Here is a 17,513-nt window from a genome sequence, read left to right as displayed (position 1 = left end):
TATGATAGTATTACCAACAGCTTCTAGACATATAGGCTTTTATATTAATTCATTACTTAAGTATTCTGACCTTCTCCCCTATGTAAACTTACTCGTTCATATTTTTAGTTAGTTCAATATATTTCTCATACCAAAATTCCCATTCATCCTTTGGAAAGTCTATAACTTTGCCATCTAAAAGCTCACTTAATATCTGTAAACACACATGCCAACCCGCTAAATCTTTCGGTGTATGATCGTTAATAATCGGAAGGAACTCATGCATTAGTAAAATGCAGCCCTCTTCTGTAGCGACTACTTCAAAACGAACTTTACCATTACCCCACTCAAATTCTACTATAGAGTTATCTTCAAAATCTGTAATCTTCATATTCAAAGACTTCCCTGTACCGTCATTCATATTAAATTTGATATTCCCATTCTTCCTCAAATCTACAACTTGAAGATTTGACATCCAAATGGCTAACTGATTATTTTCCGTTAATGCTGCCCAAACATGATTTGCTGAATGCTTGAATGGTCGTTGAAATTGAGCAATGTATCCATCTTCAATTTGTTCTATTGCTGCTAACATATTTTATCTTTAGTAAGAGTGTGTATGATAAGATAAAACTCTTACTAAATCTATCCCCCTCTCATAATAGACATATTTTAATGAATAATATGTTATTTTATGTTTTGGCTTTGTTCGTTCGTAAACATTATTGCTAACAGCTTCAGCTTCATAAAAGAGAGACAGTTCTAACCTGTCTTCTTTGTTTCACTAATGCAACTGTTCGTATTATAGCTGAAGAAGAAAATAATGTAAAAAGTGTAAGAACGGAAGATGAAGAAAAAAACTTTCTTTTAAATCAATTAGGAGAATACGTGCTTGAGAAGCAAGTTAATCAAACTAAATATAAGAATATTCATACTAAACCATAGTTACTTTACTCAAAAAAAGAAAGGACATAACTCAGTATTCATAATAAACTGTATTGTCCTTTCATTTATTAACTTAAGTCTTGATAGAATATACGAACGTATATCCACTTTTTTTATAAAAGGTCAATGATTAATTGTGAAAAACAAATTCTGAAAAGTTCCTTAGCGTATAATATCTGCGTTTTGACGGTAGGGGCCCATATTGTTTTCTTCATATATTTGTCCTAGTTAACTTACTATTTTTCCCCACTTCACAATTCCCTTCCATTATACTGGAATCTTTCACCTCACTCCCACGTGTTCCCATAATGACACCTGAAATAATGAGGAAAACCCCCACTAACTGGATCAATTGAACCTTTTCTTGAAGCACGATGTATCCAACAACCATTACTATAAAGGGTTCCAAATTGAGCAGCATCGAAGCATTTGTGGCACCTACTTTTTGAACCGATGCATTCCAAAGTATCGTGCAGATACCATGCATCAAGATAGCTGTAACGACGAGCAGCATCCAATATTTAATATCTATATGCATGGATTGCTCAATCAAATCAACACGAATAAAAGGGATAAATAAGAGTAAACCAAACATGTTGGTATATAAGGTAATAATAATTGGCTCTAGCTTTTTCGAGAGCTGCTGAACGATGACAAGAAAAACAGAGAAGGAGAGCATTGTCAACGTAATAAGCAGTTCTCCTTTTCCCACGGACACAACTAATCCATTTCCATTTGTTACAACAAACGATACTCCGATAAATCCAACAACTACTCCAATCCAATAAACAGCCTTTCGTCTTTCTTTCAAATAGAAAAAAGTGATCAGAGATGTCATCATTGGTGCAAGCGCTAAAATAATAGCAGCATTCACTGGATTAGAATGTTGCAAGCTTGCATAAAAGGTCCATTGATTTACTGTGACCCCTATAAATCCTGCCCCAGCAAGCATAAAGAGGATACGTAATGGGATCCGATTCCTTCTAACAAATCTCCAACCTACACCCCACAAAAATATATTAATAAAAATAAGGCGTAAACAAGCGATGGCAATCGGATCAAAGACATCAACCAAGATCGTGCCGAATATAAAGTTACTGCCCCAACATATTACACAAAATAATAGCAGTGCATATGTCTTTACTAAGATCTGCGGCTTCTTATGGCCATATGAAAAATATTTTACAGATTGCCCCATTTCTTTTTCCTCACTCTACAAGTATTCTCCGTAATGAGGTCTGTAATTACGACCATCCAAATGAATCACCCATTTAACCATGTGATCATCAATGATAATCTAGTTGTTAGAATTCCTATAAATGAGGAAGTTGTGAAGATTCTATTGATCAAATGCGCAGTTTACGTATTCACGATTTGTTCTCGGCCATAATTGGAAGTTTTCATTTTAGGTCAATCCTCTGACGGATTTTGAAAAACGGATTGAAGCCAGCTCCTATCCTACATAAGTTCTAAACATTTAGTCCAATGTTTATCGAGAAGTCTATTAAAGAGGATAGCTTCCATTTAACTATAAACACACCTCTCTTTTTATACTGTTATCCAGACGCTACTGCACTGTTTTTTCAATATCTTTACCAGCTAAATTTCCTGCAACAATGTTTCCTTTAAACATTGTTGCTTTACGCTTCGCTCTTCTTCCAACTGCCTCAGCTGAACAACTTGCTTCAACAAATACAGCATTCGCTCTATCACCCACTTTTGGCCAAACCCGTTCTCCATTTGAATTCAGTGGTATGATTCCTCCAGTAACAAATGAAAGTGCTTTTCCTAATGATTGCTCATCAATCCAAGAAAAACGCTCTGCCATAATACTTGCCTTATAAAGCATGTCACCTGTTCCAAAAGCTTCCCAATGATCAATGATGCTATCATTTGCCAGTGAAACCTTTACTCCTTTTTGATGAAGTAACGGTATTGGTGGAGTTGAAAATCCAGCTTCAAAAGGTACAGTAGAGGCAAGGTCAATTCCAGCTTTAGCTAATATTTCAGCCATTTCTCCTGCTTCTTCTAAACTAACTTCTCCTAAGCCAAAGCCATGTCCAATAGCTACTCTCCCCTGCCAACCTGCCTCTTCTGTATAAGCGGCCAAACGCTTCATTGTATAGATTCCTAAATGACCTTTGTCATGCAAATGTAAATCAATACCTGCATCAGCCTCTACTGCTAAATCAAACATTGTATATAGAGATTTCTCAATGTCTTCATCTACAGTTGCAGGATCAACGCCTCCAACATGAGTAGCTCCCCTTTTAAGCGCTTCTCGTACTAATCTAACAGAATTACTACGTAAGAGGCCATGCTGAGGAAATGCGACAAGCTCATATGACAGTTTGTCGTCATATGAATGTAAGGCACGTGTAACAGCCTCAAGATTTTTGAGTTCTATTATCGGATCTACATTTACCTGGGCACGAATATGGGTTGATCCATTTTGCAAATGAAGGTCTATTATTTTTTCAGCTCTCTCTTCCGCTACTGGCAATAGGCGAGGTAACAACTCCTTTTCTTCTTCTAGACGTCCAAAAATACTAGTAAATGGCTTGGGTGCTTTCCACGGACCTCCATAATGTGTTTTATCTAAATGCATATGCATATCTTGAAAAGATGGAAGCATTAGTAACCTATTAGCATCCTTTTGTGGTAGATCATCTTTTATTGGTTCAAATGCAGGAATAATTTCCATTATCATCCCATCCTCAATTCGGATATGAGATACTTCTGTGATTGTTTCTTCTATCAAACCATTTTGATAATGATATCCGCTCTCTAGCAAAACATTTTTTAGCCAATATGAAGTAGTCATAAATTCATACATCCTTTACTTAATATTAATATTTATATTTGATTACATAACAAATCCTAAAACTACATAGAATACTGCTGTTATAAGTCCACTAAGTATTACATAAGGCATTTGAGTTAATGTATGTGTCATTGGCTCGATTCCTGAAGCCGTAGCACATATTAGAGTAGAATCCCCATATGGACAAAGATGACTTCCAAAAGCACCTGCTGAAATAACAGCTCCAACTGATAGCCAAAGATCTGCACCAACTGCTTGGGCAAGAGGAATGATAATTGGAAGTGTAATGGCATAAATTCCCCAAATTGCCCCTGTTGCAAAAGCTACTAAAGACAATGAAATAAATGCTACTACAGGTAAGAATTCTGCGTTCATCAGAGGCTTTACCTGTTCGATAACAAATGTCGTTACCCCCAACTGGTCATTCGCCTCTACTAACATAAATGAGGCAACAAACATCATGACAATATAAATCATCGGTTTAGTTCCTTCAATAAAGGTATCAAATAACTCACGCAGACCCATCAAACGTTGTACAAATAACATGGCTATTGTCACAAGGACTGCAACGATAATACCTTGTAATAAATCAATTCCTGAAAACCATGTATAAAAAATTAATACCGCTATTGGAATAATAAAGTTTATCATTCTAGGCTTTTCAATATTTTTCGAAATACCAGCCGAATCACCATTGAAAGTATCCTCACTAGTTGCTGCTACTTCATCATGCATATTTTTTTTACTCTCTGGGATACATATCCCTGTTGTTTCAGCTCTTAATTCCGCTTTTTTCATTTGACCTAATTTAGGTATAATTCCAAAAATAGATAATACAACAACTAAAATCGCAACCCATCCATATAAAATTAAAGGAATGGTTTGTATATAGGCCGCCCCTCCCAATCCTTCTGCAACGACCCCATTTTTTTCAAATATACCAGATACAAATACTGCCCATGTTGATATTGGAACAATGACACAAACGGGTGCGGCAGTTGAATGAATAATATAAGCTAAATATTCTCTTGAGATACGATACTTATCGGTTACCCTTTGCATTGCGGTCCCCAATACTAATGCATTTAAGTAATCATCGATAAAGATAATAAGCCCCATGATCCATGTTGCAAGCAATGCTCCTTTTTTAGATTTAATTCTTGCTGCAACATAATTTCCAAATGCCAGTGCACCTCCAGACTTTACAAGAAGGGCAATAAAACCTCCGAAAAACACAATGATAAGTGTAATCCAACCGACTGTTGGATCTCCCATTGTAGCTAAAAGGGAATCGACCATTGCCGGAAAGAAGTTTTGTTTCTCCAAAATAATGAATCCAATCACTGCTCCAGCCAACAAAGATTCAAGTGTTCTTCTCGTTGAAAAAGCAATAATCAATACGCAAAGCGTAGGAATTAAACTCCACCACCCAAAGCTCTCCAATTAAATTCCTCCCTTTAAGAGATTATAAAATTATTTAAAACTGAAAATTCTGTTTATTCACGGAAGGTTTTTATCTTTGAATGAAGAGTAAACTATGTATGATCATCTCTACTACTCTAGATGTATTTCATTAAATTCCTTTCACACTAAATTTCTCTGTTTAAACAGCCTTTCTTTATTTTGTAATGGAAAAGACTCTTGAATCACCCCCTTTAAATAACAACTATTTTTCCAGCTTGAAGTGCTCCCGACTATCATTAGTATTGCTGAGTGTTTATTATGTTTTACTTACTTTGAAATATTTCTGAAAGTGGTAATATTCGTTGCTCTTCACTAAAGTTCAAACTACTTTCAATTTCATTTAAATGATCCAAAACTAGTTTTTCTGCCAGCTCTTCATCTCTTTTTTCAATAGCGTTAAATATGTGAAGATGATGGGAACAAGTTTTTTGATCACCACCATAGATTCCTACGATTACGTTTGTTAAGGAAATTAAGTCCTCAAGATACTGATAGAAATAAGAATTACCCGAAATCTCTGCAATTTTCAGGTGAAAATCTCCAAGTATTTGTACAAGTTCATAAGAATCCACATTCTTATGCATCTTATTTTCTTCATCAATCATTTTTCTTAGCTCTACAATTTGATCCTTGTTATGAAATTGGCATGCCTTTCGAACAGCTTTTGCTTCAATGATTCTTCGCATTTCAAATACTTCTTTCGCTTCTTCCATCGAAGATCCCGATACGAAAGCACCTTTATTTTCTATAATTTTGACTAATCGTTCATAGGCTAATCTGCGAAGAACGTTTCTAACAGGAGTTCTACTAACCCCAAATGATTCAGCTATATCTTTCTCCACCAATTGAATATTAGGACGAAGTTTTTGCTGAATTATTGCTTGCTTTAACTTTTTATATATTTCAAATTCTTTACTATTCATCACCTTATTCCTCCCTTTAAGCAGAGTGTGCAAAATCGAATCCAACATTGTATACAATATTGGATAAAAAAAATTAAATCGAAAGAGGGAACGACATCGCCTTATTTGGTGTACCGCGAAATACTAGGCCAAGTGCAATAATGTATGATTGCGTTTTAATACATACCTCCCGTTTACAAGAAGGATTTTTCGATAATTTATATCTCACGAGACTGAATTCTTTTATCAAATAACCATTTCAACACTCCCCTTGCCAAACTCCTATTTTGAATTATTTTTCTTAATACTCTATCTATATGCAAAAGATATGCCAAGTAAATAAAGACGTTTTTAACGGCTAACTATTAGAAAATCTGCAAAATAAATATGCATATATGAATAAATTATCCATAAATGAATAATTTGTTTGTCTATAAAGTTTGTCCCAAATTCCTTCCAATCTAGGTCAACCGGCCATATGAAATCATTCCAATGAAAGCCTTGAGTGATCAGTCAGACAAACATAACAAAATCCAAAAACATATGAATCCATTCATGTCTGAACTGTCATTTGATTTTAATGAAGGTACAGTCTTTGACTTGGGAAAAACTAATTGTTTTACATAATGAAAAAGCCACCGGCCATGTAGCCGGTGAACCGCATATTCCTTCTATTATTGGACTCTATAGTAATTCCTTAATTCTTTGAGCAATATTTTTAAAATATGTATCTTGATGCGGTACGAAATCTTTTTTTGTAACTTTCTTAGAGATAGCGACTTGATTTCCAGATTCATTAATCACATAACCTGAGACTGGCATTACATGTGAATTGCCAACACAAAAATCATAAAAATTGTTGAATTGCGTTTTAACTATACCAGAAACTTCTTCCTCTTGAAGTTTGAATGATACTTTAGTGTCTGTAAATCGATATAGATAAACATGACAGAATTCCTTATCAATTAACTGCTTTGTTACGATACAATCTTCAATAATTCCAAGGGATTCTAAATCTTCAAATAAAATGTCTATACCTAATTCTTCTTTTACTTCTCTAATTCCATCATGAACGGTTTCATTAGCTAAAAGATGACCTGCAGTAGTAATATCTAGTAAATTGGGATAGTCATTTTTGCTATCGCTACGTATCTGAATATAAATACAATCAATCCCATCCACCTTTTGAATACACCAACAATGAAACGTTTCATGCCAAAGACCTTTTTCATGTACATTTTTTCGACTACTAATGCCTATTTCTGTCCTACTCTCATCAAATATTTTTATCATTTCTTCATTCATTTTTCTCCCACCTCTTTGTGTATCTTCGTAAATTTTATGAACTATATCATCTAACTTGTAAGCAATATAACATACAAAATCGAGGTACAAAAAATACGATGCTTCTATTATGAAGTATCGTATCAATTTAATCACTCCTTATTCCACATAAGATTTTATTTAACTAAATTCATTCTCCAAACTGGGATATCATTTCCCTTTGAAAGTTCATCTAAATTTTTTCGTAAATACTCATGAACTTGTTCAATTGACATTTTTTCATTCATAATCGTACTTAAATTGAAAGGATCATGAACTACAATGTTTTCTTTTCCAAACAAAGATATTAGCTTAGGTATCAATTCTAGCTCATCACATTCAAAATGAATGTGTTCACCACTATTCAAATTTATTATTACATTTAAATAAAGAACAACTGAAGGTAATGAAAAAACTACACCGATTTTTTTAGTAACAAAGAGTTGAACTGATTCAATACCCTGGTAAGATATATGTCCTAATGACTCTTTCTGTTTTGCCATTGATAACGAGTTACATAGAGTTATTGTAATACCATTCTCTTCAAGTGTCGTATAACAAAATGGTGCATAACGCCTTAGTATCTTAGCACTTTCATTACCATCTAACTCAAATACAGTTTGAATGATTCTCTTTTTAGAATAATCAAGAAATTCACCCATAGTTATCATCATCTTCTTTCCTCCTTTTCACTATTTCTCGCCATGAAAATGTTAAAAAGCACTTATCAAATTACTTATTATGGAAGGCTAACTTATGTTACGATTAACTGAATAATTAGTTTCAAATAACTTATAATTTCTTTTGATTTTACATAATAAATTAGAATGAGTTTTTCTTTTTAATTAGAAACGCAGCTAAAATAAAATCCTAAAGCTTATAAAAGGAAAAAAACGTGTTTCTAAAGAATCTTATCAAGACCTATTTTAATAAAGTGAGATAAATTAAAGGACATAACACATTATTTGACTAATATGTTATGTCCTTTGTTATACCGCTAATGCATCTGAAAGTTTAGGTGCATTAGTTCACAAATTTGATTGTTTTTTCGTATTTAATGGTTCATGTATGACAGAAATACTGCTCTGTTAACTGCATAATAAAAAATAGTTCAAGGTCAACCATGCTATTATGCTATTTCACCCGCTAACAATACGATGGTTGGAGGAAATAATTCTTCCCTACAATGCTTTATGGATAACCATTTCTTCAAATCTATTAGATTGAAACAGAACGAATAAATGGATTTGCCAATATCCGTCATTACGCACCTTGCTTACGAGATTATTAAGGAAAAATTTTTTTCAAATAACAATTGATAAGATGCAGGGAACTCCTGATTGACCCGCTGAGCTTCACGTGCAAATTCCTTACTATCCTGTGGTACTGGTGAAAGTGCATCCGCCTTCTCTTGAGAATCAATATTAGCTCCAGGTGGGACTAATCTATTAAGTAGAATTCGAACACCATTTGTTACTACTGCATTATAAGAAATGAAGGAACCTTTACCAACAATTGCATTGTATACAATGGCATTAAAACCAACAAATACTTACTCGGCAATAAAGCAGGGACCATGTACAAGGGCACCATGGGCAATGCTCACGTTATTTCCAATGAATATAGAATACTCTTTTCTTCCACATGAAATCCTTTTATCTAATAAACCATGTAAAATTACTCTGTCCTGGATATTAGTATTAGAACCTATATAAAAAGGGGTTCCTTCATCCGCATGTATACTTACATTAGGAGCTACATAAACATTTTTTCTAATGGTAACGTCACCTATGACACTAGAAAACTGACTTATAAATGCTGTATTATCAATTTCAGGAAAATGTTAAACAGGATTAAATGAAGTTATAGGGTTGGGACTAATAAATGGTTCAAAACAGTGTGAATAATGTTTAAAATAAAAATGTCCACTATTTAAAAATAGAGGACATCAGTAAGCATTTTTTTATAAAATAAGAACATATTTATCGTTTAACAAAATTTGTGAAGTTTAAAACTCCTTTACTCAGGAATGGGAAAAAACTAGTATTACAAAGGATACAATTTACTTAATAATGAGATGATGAAAAAGCATGGAATAGACACCATGCTTTTATTGGCTCAAGATGCATTTACTTTATAGCTTTATCGGCCGTCTTGGTTGCGTCTTGCAGGGCCTTTTCTAAATTTTTAACCGCTTTCTTAAATGCGTTTTTATCTCCTGCCATTTGAGCTTCTGCCAATGCTGGTAATGGAAGGGCGGCATAACCTGTCGTTAATCCTGGTGCCCAAATTTGATGTTTATACCATTCCCGACTTGGAAGACCTTTTTTATCAATGAAATCACGCTCCTGCTGAAGCAAGGCACTGTTGATTTCTTTTAATTGTTTTTCCTCCGTTTTTGTGACTTTGTTATCTTCTAAGATCTTGGCGCTGGCCTGTTCAAGAGATAGAGCTGCGTCTCTCCATTTTAATGTATTTTCTTCGAGGGAGCGAAGATCTACATCAAATGTTTTATTTTTCTTAATTTCTTGAATGAGGGCCATGACATTGTCTGCGTAATCGGAGTATTTAAACGGTAGTGCTTCTGCATTTGCTAAGCGCAAGGCCATGATGCCGGCCATTTCAGCTGTAGCGGTTTGATGCTTATAACCAGGATCATCGAATCGCTGCAATGCATCCAGATTATCATAGGCACTATGGTTGAGTCCATTTGGAGAACTAAAACCAAATCCAATCGACGGAACCCCTATATGCTGAATAAACGCTGTATAGTCAGAGCCGCTGCCAAGTTGTCCTAACCTTGGTTTATCAGTGCCAGATTGGCTCACCCAATGGTCAAAGACCGAACCGTCCGTTCCTGGTTTAGGAACAACTTTTGAAATATCATACATTAACTGATTTAAGGAAGGGACCGCAGAGGCGGAGAAGTTTTGACCAGCAACTCCGTCAAGGTTGATATAGGCCACGGCATTTTTCGTTAAATCTTTGCGTTCTTCTTCCACCCACTCTGTTGAACCTATTAATCCATGTTCCTCTCCATCCCAACCGGCTAGAACAATAGTACGATCAGGCTGCCAGCCTTTATTACTCAGTTCTGCAAGTGACTTGGCAATTTCCATGGTGGTCGCCCATCCGGAGACATTATCACTAGCTCCGTAAGCCCATGTATCTCTGTGAGCTCCAATCACAATTTTTTCTTTTGGATATTTTGAACCTTGAATCGTGACAATTAGGTCATTAATAGGTTTTTGCCCATATTCAATGTCTAATGATAATTTAACCTTCGTATTCCTTGAACCAAGGTGATATGTTAAATCAAGACCACCTTGCCAATCTGCAGGGGCTTCTAGACCTGTCATGGTTTTCAATAAGTCTTTTGCTTCCCCGTAAGAAATCGGAGTAGTAGGAATTGTAGGCAGGGAAGCCGCCTTAGCAGGATCAATTCTCTTTACACCTTTTATCGATGGTTCACCAGGAGTCAGCGGGTCACCAGGATATTTATAGATGGATAAAATACTCCCTCTCTGGATACCGTCACTTGGCAGCCATGGACCTTTAGGGTACACTTCACCCCTGACATAGTCTGCGGGATCTGAATAAATGAGCATACCTGCTGCCCCATATTGTGAGGCTAGGTCGGGTTTAACTCCACGAAAGTTTTTCCCATATCGAGTTAGAACAATCTTATCCTTTAAGGAGACGCCCAATTCCTTTAATTTTTTAAAATCGTCAGGCGTCCCATAGTTGGCATACACGACTTCGCCTTCCACGGTGCCTGACGGGGAATATGCATTAAAGCCAGGAATGACGTCATTTATATATGGAGTCTGTGAATCTAGGTCTTCTATTACTTTCAATTCCTTTTTAATAGGTGCAGTTTGAGTAACAGAGATGCTTTTAGGAGAGGAGAGATACGTATCATACGTCTTTACTTGAGGTTTTAATCCAGCCTTACTGAGTTGATCTACGGCAAATTTTAGTGCTTCTTCATTCCCGACCGAACCTGCTAAGGCTGGTCTTTTCGCCAATCCTTCAGAGTAGGTTTGAAGCGAACTTTCCTTTATACTTTCCATGAGGGTGCTTTCAAACTGCATCTGCCATTTTGACATTGTATGGGTATACCCAACCAAATTACTTGGTGAATTGGCATTTGCCTGCTGATCTAATACAGGAGTCACAAGCAGCGCTGCACCGACAATCCCCACCATCCATTTCCGTTTGTTTTTTTTCAGTTCTTTCAACCCCTTTCTACTAATTAATATAATAGTAGCGATTGTCCCAGTATTTTACATGAGAATTCAGACATAGATATAAATAGCCTAAAATACTTATTAATTCATTTATTGCAACTATTCGACAAAATTTAGGGAGTGACAGAAATCAAGGGTTATCCGCAAATGTCACGAAAAACCCTAAGATTTGGGGCGAATTCTCATTAAATAATAGAGTAATGACTAGCTAATAATACTTATTCTAGTAATAAGCTGAAGTGAAAATGATGTTAAAAAAGCGTAAAAGGGCGTTCGAAAAGTGATAAAATCATTTTTCGAACGCCCTTTCACATACATTTATTTAGTGTCATTTGAAATCTTTTTAGATTCCTGTAGGCGTGCAATACTTCCAATGTTTTTAAGATCATTATACACAGATTGTGTTGGAGCCAACCAAACTTCTCCTGTACCTTCAAAAGTTTGTAAAAAGCCTTCACCAGATACAAAAGTACCTGTCCACTTTTTAGATGATTTTTCTACAGAAAAACTAATATTTCCTTTTCTTAGAAGTGCAAAATTCCCATCCACTTGTAGTTTTTCATTTCCAAGCTGATATTTTATCACTTCATCCTTCGGAACAGGAATTTGTAATATACAAAGACCTGTTCCAGTCACCTTCGTTTGAAACCATCCCTCGTTACCTAGAAGACCACTAGAAAGATTCTTTTGCATTTCAACTGATACGTGTAAAGATGATTCACAGGCATAAAATAGACCTTTATCTACAACTATTGATTCGTCATGTAACTCAACAAACATAAAATGACCAAAGCTAGGTTCTAGAAAAAGTTCTCCTGTACCTGAATACTTCGGTTTAAAAGCCTCTTCTTCTGTTAAGTAGCTTTTAATTTTCTTTTTTATAAAGCCACCTACACCACCGATATTACTTTCCGCTTGAATATGTCCTTTCATGAAGTGTAAGGCACCAGCTTCAACAACAAAAGATGAATTATTCAATGTAATCTTAATTTGTTTTAGAGCCATTCCACTTTCTTTAGCTAAAAAAAGATCCCCTGCTAATTGAATATCTGAAGATCCTTTCAAATCTTTGTAAGCTAAAATCTCCGCTTTAAATATATCTTTTTCTCGGCTATCAAGCACAAGCATATTATTGTAAAAGTCCGAGTTCATTGCTGTCATTTCCGATTCCTCATTTCATTATTGAATTTCTAATAATTCGTATAAAGATTACAACCTACCTACTTCATCGAATGAATATTATATTTATATTATTATTATATAATTTTTAACATAATTATTGTATTTCCAACTTATAGATTTAGACAAAAAAATACTATACTTAGTTTTCTAAATATAGTATATAGTTCTCATATTGATTATGTAGTAACAAATATTATATAAATGATATGATTTGTGGTTCTATGATGATAAGTTCAGTGCCTTTTGAGTACTTCTTTTTCTTTGATAAAATATAAAGCTAATTAAACTACATATAAATATAATTGGTGTACTAGTTTTATATAAATCTGTAAATGCTTTCGACATATGATTTTCACTATATTTCGTTACTTCTTTTACATATTTTTGAACTTCTTTATTAGTTTTAATTATTTTCTGTTCAACTTTGTTGCTTACTTCTTTTTCAATAATAGCTTTATTTTGTTCTCTAGCTTCTATTGGTAAAACGCTTAAAGCTTTTGAGACTTCTTGTGAAATAATTTGTTGTTTCTCTTTTTCGGAAACGAATTGATTAGATGATGTATCTTTGTAAGTATCGGCACCTTCTGCTAAGCTTTTTCGATTAATTTCCGCTATCGTCCTTTCTAAGACCTTTTCTTTTTGCAGAGCATCCATATGAAGATGATCTACTTTTCTTTCCGCAAAATGAATCACTTCTTGCTTTCTTTCTACAAGATTATTAGAAAGAGCAGAAACAAATATAGCTATTGCTAAAACAATTCCTATTTGTCTTAAAACCGATACGACACTTTGGGAAGCAGTTAATAACTCACCTTCAAATGAGGATGCTGCTAGAACAGTAATCGGTCCAACAATAAGCCCAAACCCAGTACCTAGTAACATACAAGGAAGAATGATTTCCCAAGTATGAGTATGAACAGTTATAAACTCTAGCCAGTAATAAGAGCCAGCCATCATTATAAATCCTGTTAAAATCACCGTTGTCTTACCTAATTTATCAAGCAATAAAGATGCAAGTGGCGAAATTAAGAAAATCATTCCTGATATAGGTGTCACCATGATTGCTGCTTGAATTTCAGTTTTTTCATACACTCTAGTAAGAAATGTAGGAAGTAAGACCGTAACTCCTACAAGAAATAGATTACTTAATACGACAGCAAAAGAAGCACCTACAAATGTTCGATCTTTAAATAATTGTAAGTTAACCATTGGATTAACAACTTTTCTTTCCACCCAAATAAAACAAAGTAAACATAAACCACTTCCAGCCAAACAAGATAAGGTTTTATAATCACCCCATCCCCATGTTCCTACCTTGACCAAAGCTTCCGTTAGTAGGAATATAGACAAACTAATTAATACAAGACCACTCCAATCGATTTTCGCCTTGACCCTCACTTCATTTTTAACATTAAGCAGCTTAAAACAGAATAATATTCCAACTATACAAATTGGTACATTCACTAGGAAAACCCATTCCCAACTTAGTTTTTCAGTAATAATTCCCCCAACAGCTGGTCCTAAGGCAGCGGATAAGCCTTGTGTTACTCCTAAAATGGCTAATGCTATATTTCTTTTGTTTAGAGGAACAGAAGAAATACCTATTACCATACTAGTAGGAAATAAAATGGCTGCCCCAATACTCTGAATAAATCTAGACAAAATAAGAAAATCAACCGAAGTTGCTATAGCACATAAAGTTGAGCCTATACCAAAAATAAATAGCCCTACAATATACATTTTTGCTTTTCCAAACAGCTCTGCCACTCTTCCAAGAGGTATGGAAAAAATAGCAATTGTCATTGTATACACATTTAAAACCCATGACATACTTTCAAAAGAAGCGGATAAATCTAGCTGAATTGCGGGTAAAGCTATATTCATAATGGTTGTATCAATCATACAGAGAAAAATCCCTACACACATTAAGAAAACAATTTTAAGCCCTTTTTGTTCACCCACGTCATAAATCCTCCTCCACCAATAACCTATTCCTGCTTTAACTGAAGTAATTTTTCCTCTAGTGTTTGGATTTGAGCTACATAGCTAGATATCCCCACATCCAAGCAAATTTTTTGTGACATAGTAATCCCTTTAGCCCAAACTAATTGTTTCTCTTGAAGTTGTTTTACACTCTTCTTTTTTTCCATAATTTCCGCTTCAATCCATTCAATTAGCTTCTTTTTTTCAACGTAATCACTAAAATACATTCTCATTAAAAAATCAGAACAAAGCACCTCTTTTTGTACATCTTCCTCCAAATATTTATTAAACTCTTCCCTTCCTTTTTCTGTAATCGAATAAACATTCTTATTCGGTTTACCCTCTTGAATTACCACTTCTTTGCTAATCAACTCCTCCTTCTCTAATTGTCTTAAAGTTGGATAAATCATCCCAAAGCTTCCATCAAAAAAATAGGAAAATACATCTTCGAACACCAACTTAATATCATATCCAGACATAGGGCGCTTTAATAAGGTCCCTAGTACAACATCTCTCCCCTTCATCATAAACCTCCTATATATATTTATCTTATCTATATAAACATTAATAATATAAACAATATTAACATCTTTTACATTACTACTAAATAACTATTTTGTATATATTTAACAAAAGTATATTTCTTAAATTAAAAAGCCAACCGATGTTGACTAATTATAAGCTAAAACCCCTAATATTCTTTTTTATTTTTATCCTTCAAAGCTAGTAATATTTCCTTAAGTATGGAATGAATTTTTGTTATAGCAATAAGAATACTAACTAACAAAACAAATAAAAAAGAGGCCATCCTTTTGGACAGCCCCTTTTCTACTATTTATGAAATTTCTAATAGACTCTACTTCAGTTTATTATCATCAATGTTTCAAAGAAGATATCTCCAAAAATAATCGGCTTTCAATCTTTGAAAATTATGAGTATACTGCAATTTTTCGTGCGATAGATTCTGTTAAACGAGAAGCTACTTTTGGAACAGCCCATTTAATAATTGGTGTTAACACTGCACCAGATAATCCACCTGCATGGACTTCCACTGTACAAGTCATCATCGTTTTACCATTAACATCTTCTGCAGTAAAAAGACCACTTCCTGTAAAATTATCTGATAAACCTTTTAGTTCAAACTTAATATTTGAAGGTTCATTCCATTCAGTAATATCTACCTGCGCTTGTATAGTTTTTTTAATACCTTTCATACTACCTTCAAATGTCCAAATAGATTGTTTGTCATTTATGATTTCATGTTCTTTATAGGCTGGTACTGTCGTTGCCCATTTTTCGAGATCACTGACATAATCCCAAACTCCTTGTACATCTACTGGAACTACTACAGTATGCGTTCCCGTTGCCATTATGATCCCCACTTTCAATATGTATTAATTGTAACTCTACATTTCTACAAAATAATTATTACATAAAAATCATAAAATTACATCATTAATTATAAATAGCTTTTCTTATTTCAATCTTCCATTAAAAAACATTTGACTCAATTATACTTTGTTATATAAAGCTACCAGCAACAATCTAGTAAAAAGTTGATGTTTTTTCTTTTAAAAGCTATAAACTTCAACATTCATTTTATACAAAATCGCTTCGTTAACTACATAAAATTTTAAATAAAGAAATTTAACGACAACAAAAAGAGCCCAGATTACATGCGACAAACATCAAAAAAAGCATCGAATAACAGATTACTGTAATCGATGCTTTCTCTATTTTTTGATATTTTATATACTAGTTAAATCAATATAGCAATTGATTTGGATTCTATTATTATGTCGTTAAAAGAAAATATGCTATTACAATAACACCTAATACAATTCGATAATAACCGAATACTTTAAAGTTATGCTTTTTGATATATCCCATTAAGAACTTGATTGCAATAATAGAAACAATAAAAGCTGAAATCATTCCTGTAAGTAGTACAGCTACTTCAGTTCCTGTAAAATCAAATCCAAATTTCACTACTTTAAGTAAGCTTGCACCAAACATGACTGGTATAGCTAAGAAGAACGTAAATTCTGCCGCTACAAATCGAGAAGTACCAATTAACATAGCCCCTATGATTGTTGCCCCTGAACGAGAAGTACCAGGAATTAATGCTAACACTTGGAACATACCGATTAATATTGCCGTCTTATAAGTTAACTGTGAAAGATCATTAATCTTAAACTGTTTAAATTTATTTCTATTTTCAATAATGATGAATAACACACCATAAATAATCAATGTAACTGCTACCGTTTGATAATTATAAAATATTTCATCAATTTGATCATTGAATAATACGCCTATAACTCCAGCAGGTAAAATTGCCGCGATAACCTTAAACCATAAAGAAAACGTCTCAGATTTCTCTTCTCTTGTCTTCTTAGGTGAAAATGGATTCAATTTATGAAAGTATAATACAACTACTGCCATAATCGATCCTAGCTGAACTACTACTAAAAACATTTCTTTAAAGGCAGGTGAAACATTTAATTTAATAAATTCATCTACCAAAATCATATGACCTGTACTACTGATAGGAAGCCATTCTGTTATCCCCTCTACAATACCAAGAATACAAGCCTTTAATAATACTATAAACTCCATGTTTTAAATCCCTTTCTGAGCTACTACCATCAAACTCTTTAT

13 protein-coding genes and 1 pseudogene are annotated in these 17,513 nt (G+C 34.1%); all 14 read right to left on the bottom strand.

Annotated features, from left to right (window positions below; genetic code table 11):
* Positions 1–88: 88 nt before the first annotated feature.
* The 14 genes and pseudogenes from TX86_RS07645 to TX86_RS07585 all read right to left on the bottom strand — a co-directional run bounded on the left by TX86_RS07645 (position 89) and on the right by TX86_RS07585 (position 17,471).
* Complete coding sequence (locus TX86_RS07645) at positions 89–574, bottom strand: SRPBCC family protein (RefSeq protein WP_042347700.1); 486 nt, start codon at positions 572–574, stop codon at positions 89–91.
* 561 nt (positions 575–1,135) lie between these two features.
* Positions 1,136–2,122 (bottom strand): DMT family transporter, encoded by a 987-nt coding sequence (locus TX86_RS07640; protein ID WP_052343589.1) that lies wholly within the window; start codon positions 2,120–2,122, stop codon positions 1,136–1,138.
* A 369-nt stretch (positions 2,123–2,491) separates the two neighbouring features.
* Positions 2,492–3,748, bottom strand: coding sequence for an amidohydrolase family protein (locus tag TX86_RS07635; protein WP_042347698.1), 1,257 nt, complete (start codon positions 3,746–3,748; stop codon positions 2,492–2,494).
* A gap of 42 nt (positions 3,749–3,790) precedes the next feature.
* The gene (locus tag TX86_RS07630; RefSeq protein ID WP_042347696.1) at positions 3,791–5,191 is read right to left on the bottom strand and encodes a Na+/H+ antiporter NhaC family protein; all 1,401 of its coding nucleotides are present in this window, start codon (positions 5,189–5,191) and stop codon (positions 3,791–3,793) included.
* 284 nt (positions 5,192–5,475) lie between these two features.
* Positions 5,476–6,135, bottom strand: coding sequence for a GntR family transcriptional regulator (locus TX86_RS07625; protein WP_042347694.1), 660 nt, complete (start codon positions 6,133–6,135; stop codon positions 5,476–5,478).
* A 663-nt stretch (positions 6,136–6,798) separates the two neighbouring features.
* Entirely contained in the window at positions 6,799–7,419 is a 621-nt protein-coding gene (locus tag TX86_RS07620) for an NUDIX hydrolase (protein ID WP_042347692.1), read from the bottom strand.
* Positions 7,420–7,574: 155 nt separating this feature from the next.
* A complete protein-coding gene (locus tag TX86_RS07615) occupies positions 7,575–8,111 on the bottom strand; it encodes a hypothetical protein (RefSeq protein ID WP_042347690.1) in 537 nt (178 codons plus the stop codon).
* 602 nt (positions 8,112–8,713) lie between these two features.
* Positions 8,714–9,319: pseudogene (locus TX86_RS26190) on the bottom strand (LbetaH domain-containing protein).
* A 247-nt stretch (positions 9,320–9,566) separates the two neighbouring features.
* Entirely contained in the window at positions 9,567–11,678 is a 2,112-nt protein-coding gene (locus tag TX86_RS07610; RefSeq protein WP_154663077.1) for a M28 family peptidase, read from the bottom strand.
* 327 nt (positions 11,679–12,005) lie between these two features.
* A complete protein-coding gene (locus TX86_RS07605) occupies positions 12,006–12,848 on the bottom strand; it encodes an AIM24 family protein (protein ID WP_230203589.1) in 843 nt (280 codons plus the stop codon).
* 240 nt (positions 12,849–13,088) lie between these two features.
* Positions 13,089–14,831, bottom strand: a complete 1,743-nt coding sequence (locus TX86_RS07600; protein WP_042347686.1) for an MFS transporter — start codon at positions 14,829–14,831, stop codon at positions 13,089–13,091.
* 26 nt (positions 14,832–14,857) lie between these two features.
* The gene (locus TX86_RS07595) at positions 14,858–15,376 is read right to left on the bottom strand and encodes a PadR family transcriptional regulator (RefSeq protein WP_042347684.1); all 519 of its coding nucleotides are present in this window, start codon (positions 15,374–15,376) and stop codon (positions 14,858–14,860) included.
* A gap of 405 nt (positions 15,377–15,781) precedes the next feature.
* The gene (locus TX86_RS07590) at positions 15,782–16,222 is read right to left on the bottom strand and encodes an SRPBCC family protein (protein WP_042347682.1); all 441 of its coding nucleotides are present in this window, start codon (positions 16,220–16,222) and stop codon (positions 15,782–15,784) included.
* Between the two features lie 424 nt (positions 16,223–16,646).
* Entirely contained in the window at positions 16,647–17,471 is an 825-nt protein-coding gene (locus TX86_RS07585; protein WP_042347680.1) for an undecaprenyl-diphosphate phosphatase, read from the bottom strand.
* Between the last annotated feature and the right edge of the window lie 42 nt (positions 17,472–17,513).

This window comes from Bacillus massiliigorillae, assembly GCF_000380245.2.
Taxonomy (GTDB): Bacteria; Bacillota; Bacilli; order Bacillales; family DSM-1321; genus Bacillus_AD; species Bacillus_AD massiliigorillae.
Note: the sequence above shows the minus strand (reverse complement) of the source record. Positions and strands in the feature narration are given on the sequence as shown.

Bases quoted from the DNA above. Each gene is read 5' to 3' on its own strand.
- TX86_RS07645 (WP_042347700.1), bottom strand. From the start codon at position 574: ATGTTAGCAGCAATAGAACAAATTGAAGATGGATACATTGCTCAATTT.
- TX86_RS07640 (WP_052343589.1), bottom strand. From the start codon at position 2,122: ATGGGGCAATCTGTAAAATATTTTTCATATGGCCATAAGAAGCCGCAG.
- TX86_RS07635 (WP_042347698.1), bottom strand. From the start codon at position 3,748: ATGACTACTTCATATTGGCTAAAAAATGTTTTGCTAGAGAGCGGATAT.
- TX86_RS07625 (WP_042347694.1), bottom strand. From the start codon at position 6,135: ATGAATAGTAAAGAATTTGAAATATATAAAAAGTTAAAGCAAGCAATA.
- TX86_RS07620 (WP_042347692.1), bottom strand. From the start codon at position 7,419: ATGAATGAAGAAATGATAAAAATATTTGATGAGAGTAGGACAGAAATA.
- TX86_RS07615 (WP_042347690.1), bottom strand. From the start codon at position 8,111: ATGATGATAACTATGGGTGAATTTCTTGATTATTCTAAAAAGAGAATC.
- TX86_RS07605 (WP_230203589.1), bottom strand. From the start codon at position 12,848: ATGACAGCAATGAACTCGGACTTTTACAATAATATGCTTGTGCTTGAT.
- TX86_RS07595 (WP_042347684.1), bottom strand. From the start codon at position 15,376: ATGAAGGGGAGAGATGTTGTACTAGGGACCTTATTAAAGCGCCCTATG.
- TX86_RS07590 (WP_042347682.1), bottom strand. From the start codon at position 16,222: ATGGCAACGGGAACGCATACTGTAGTAGTTCCAGTAGATGTACAAGGA.
- TX86_RS07585 (WP_042347680.1), bottom strand. From the start codon at position 17,471: ATGGAGTTTATAGTATTATTAAAGGCTTGTATTCTTGGTATTGTAGAG.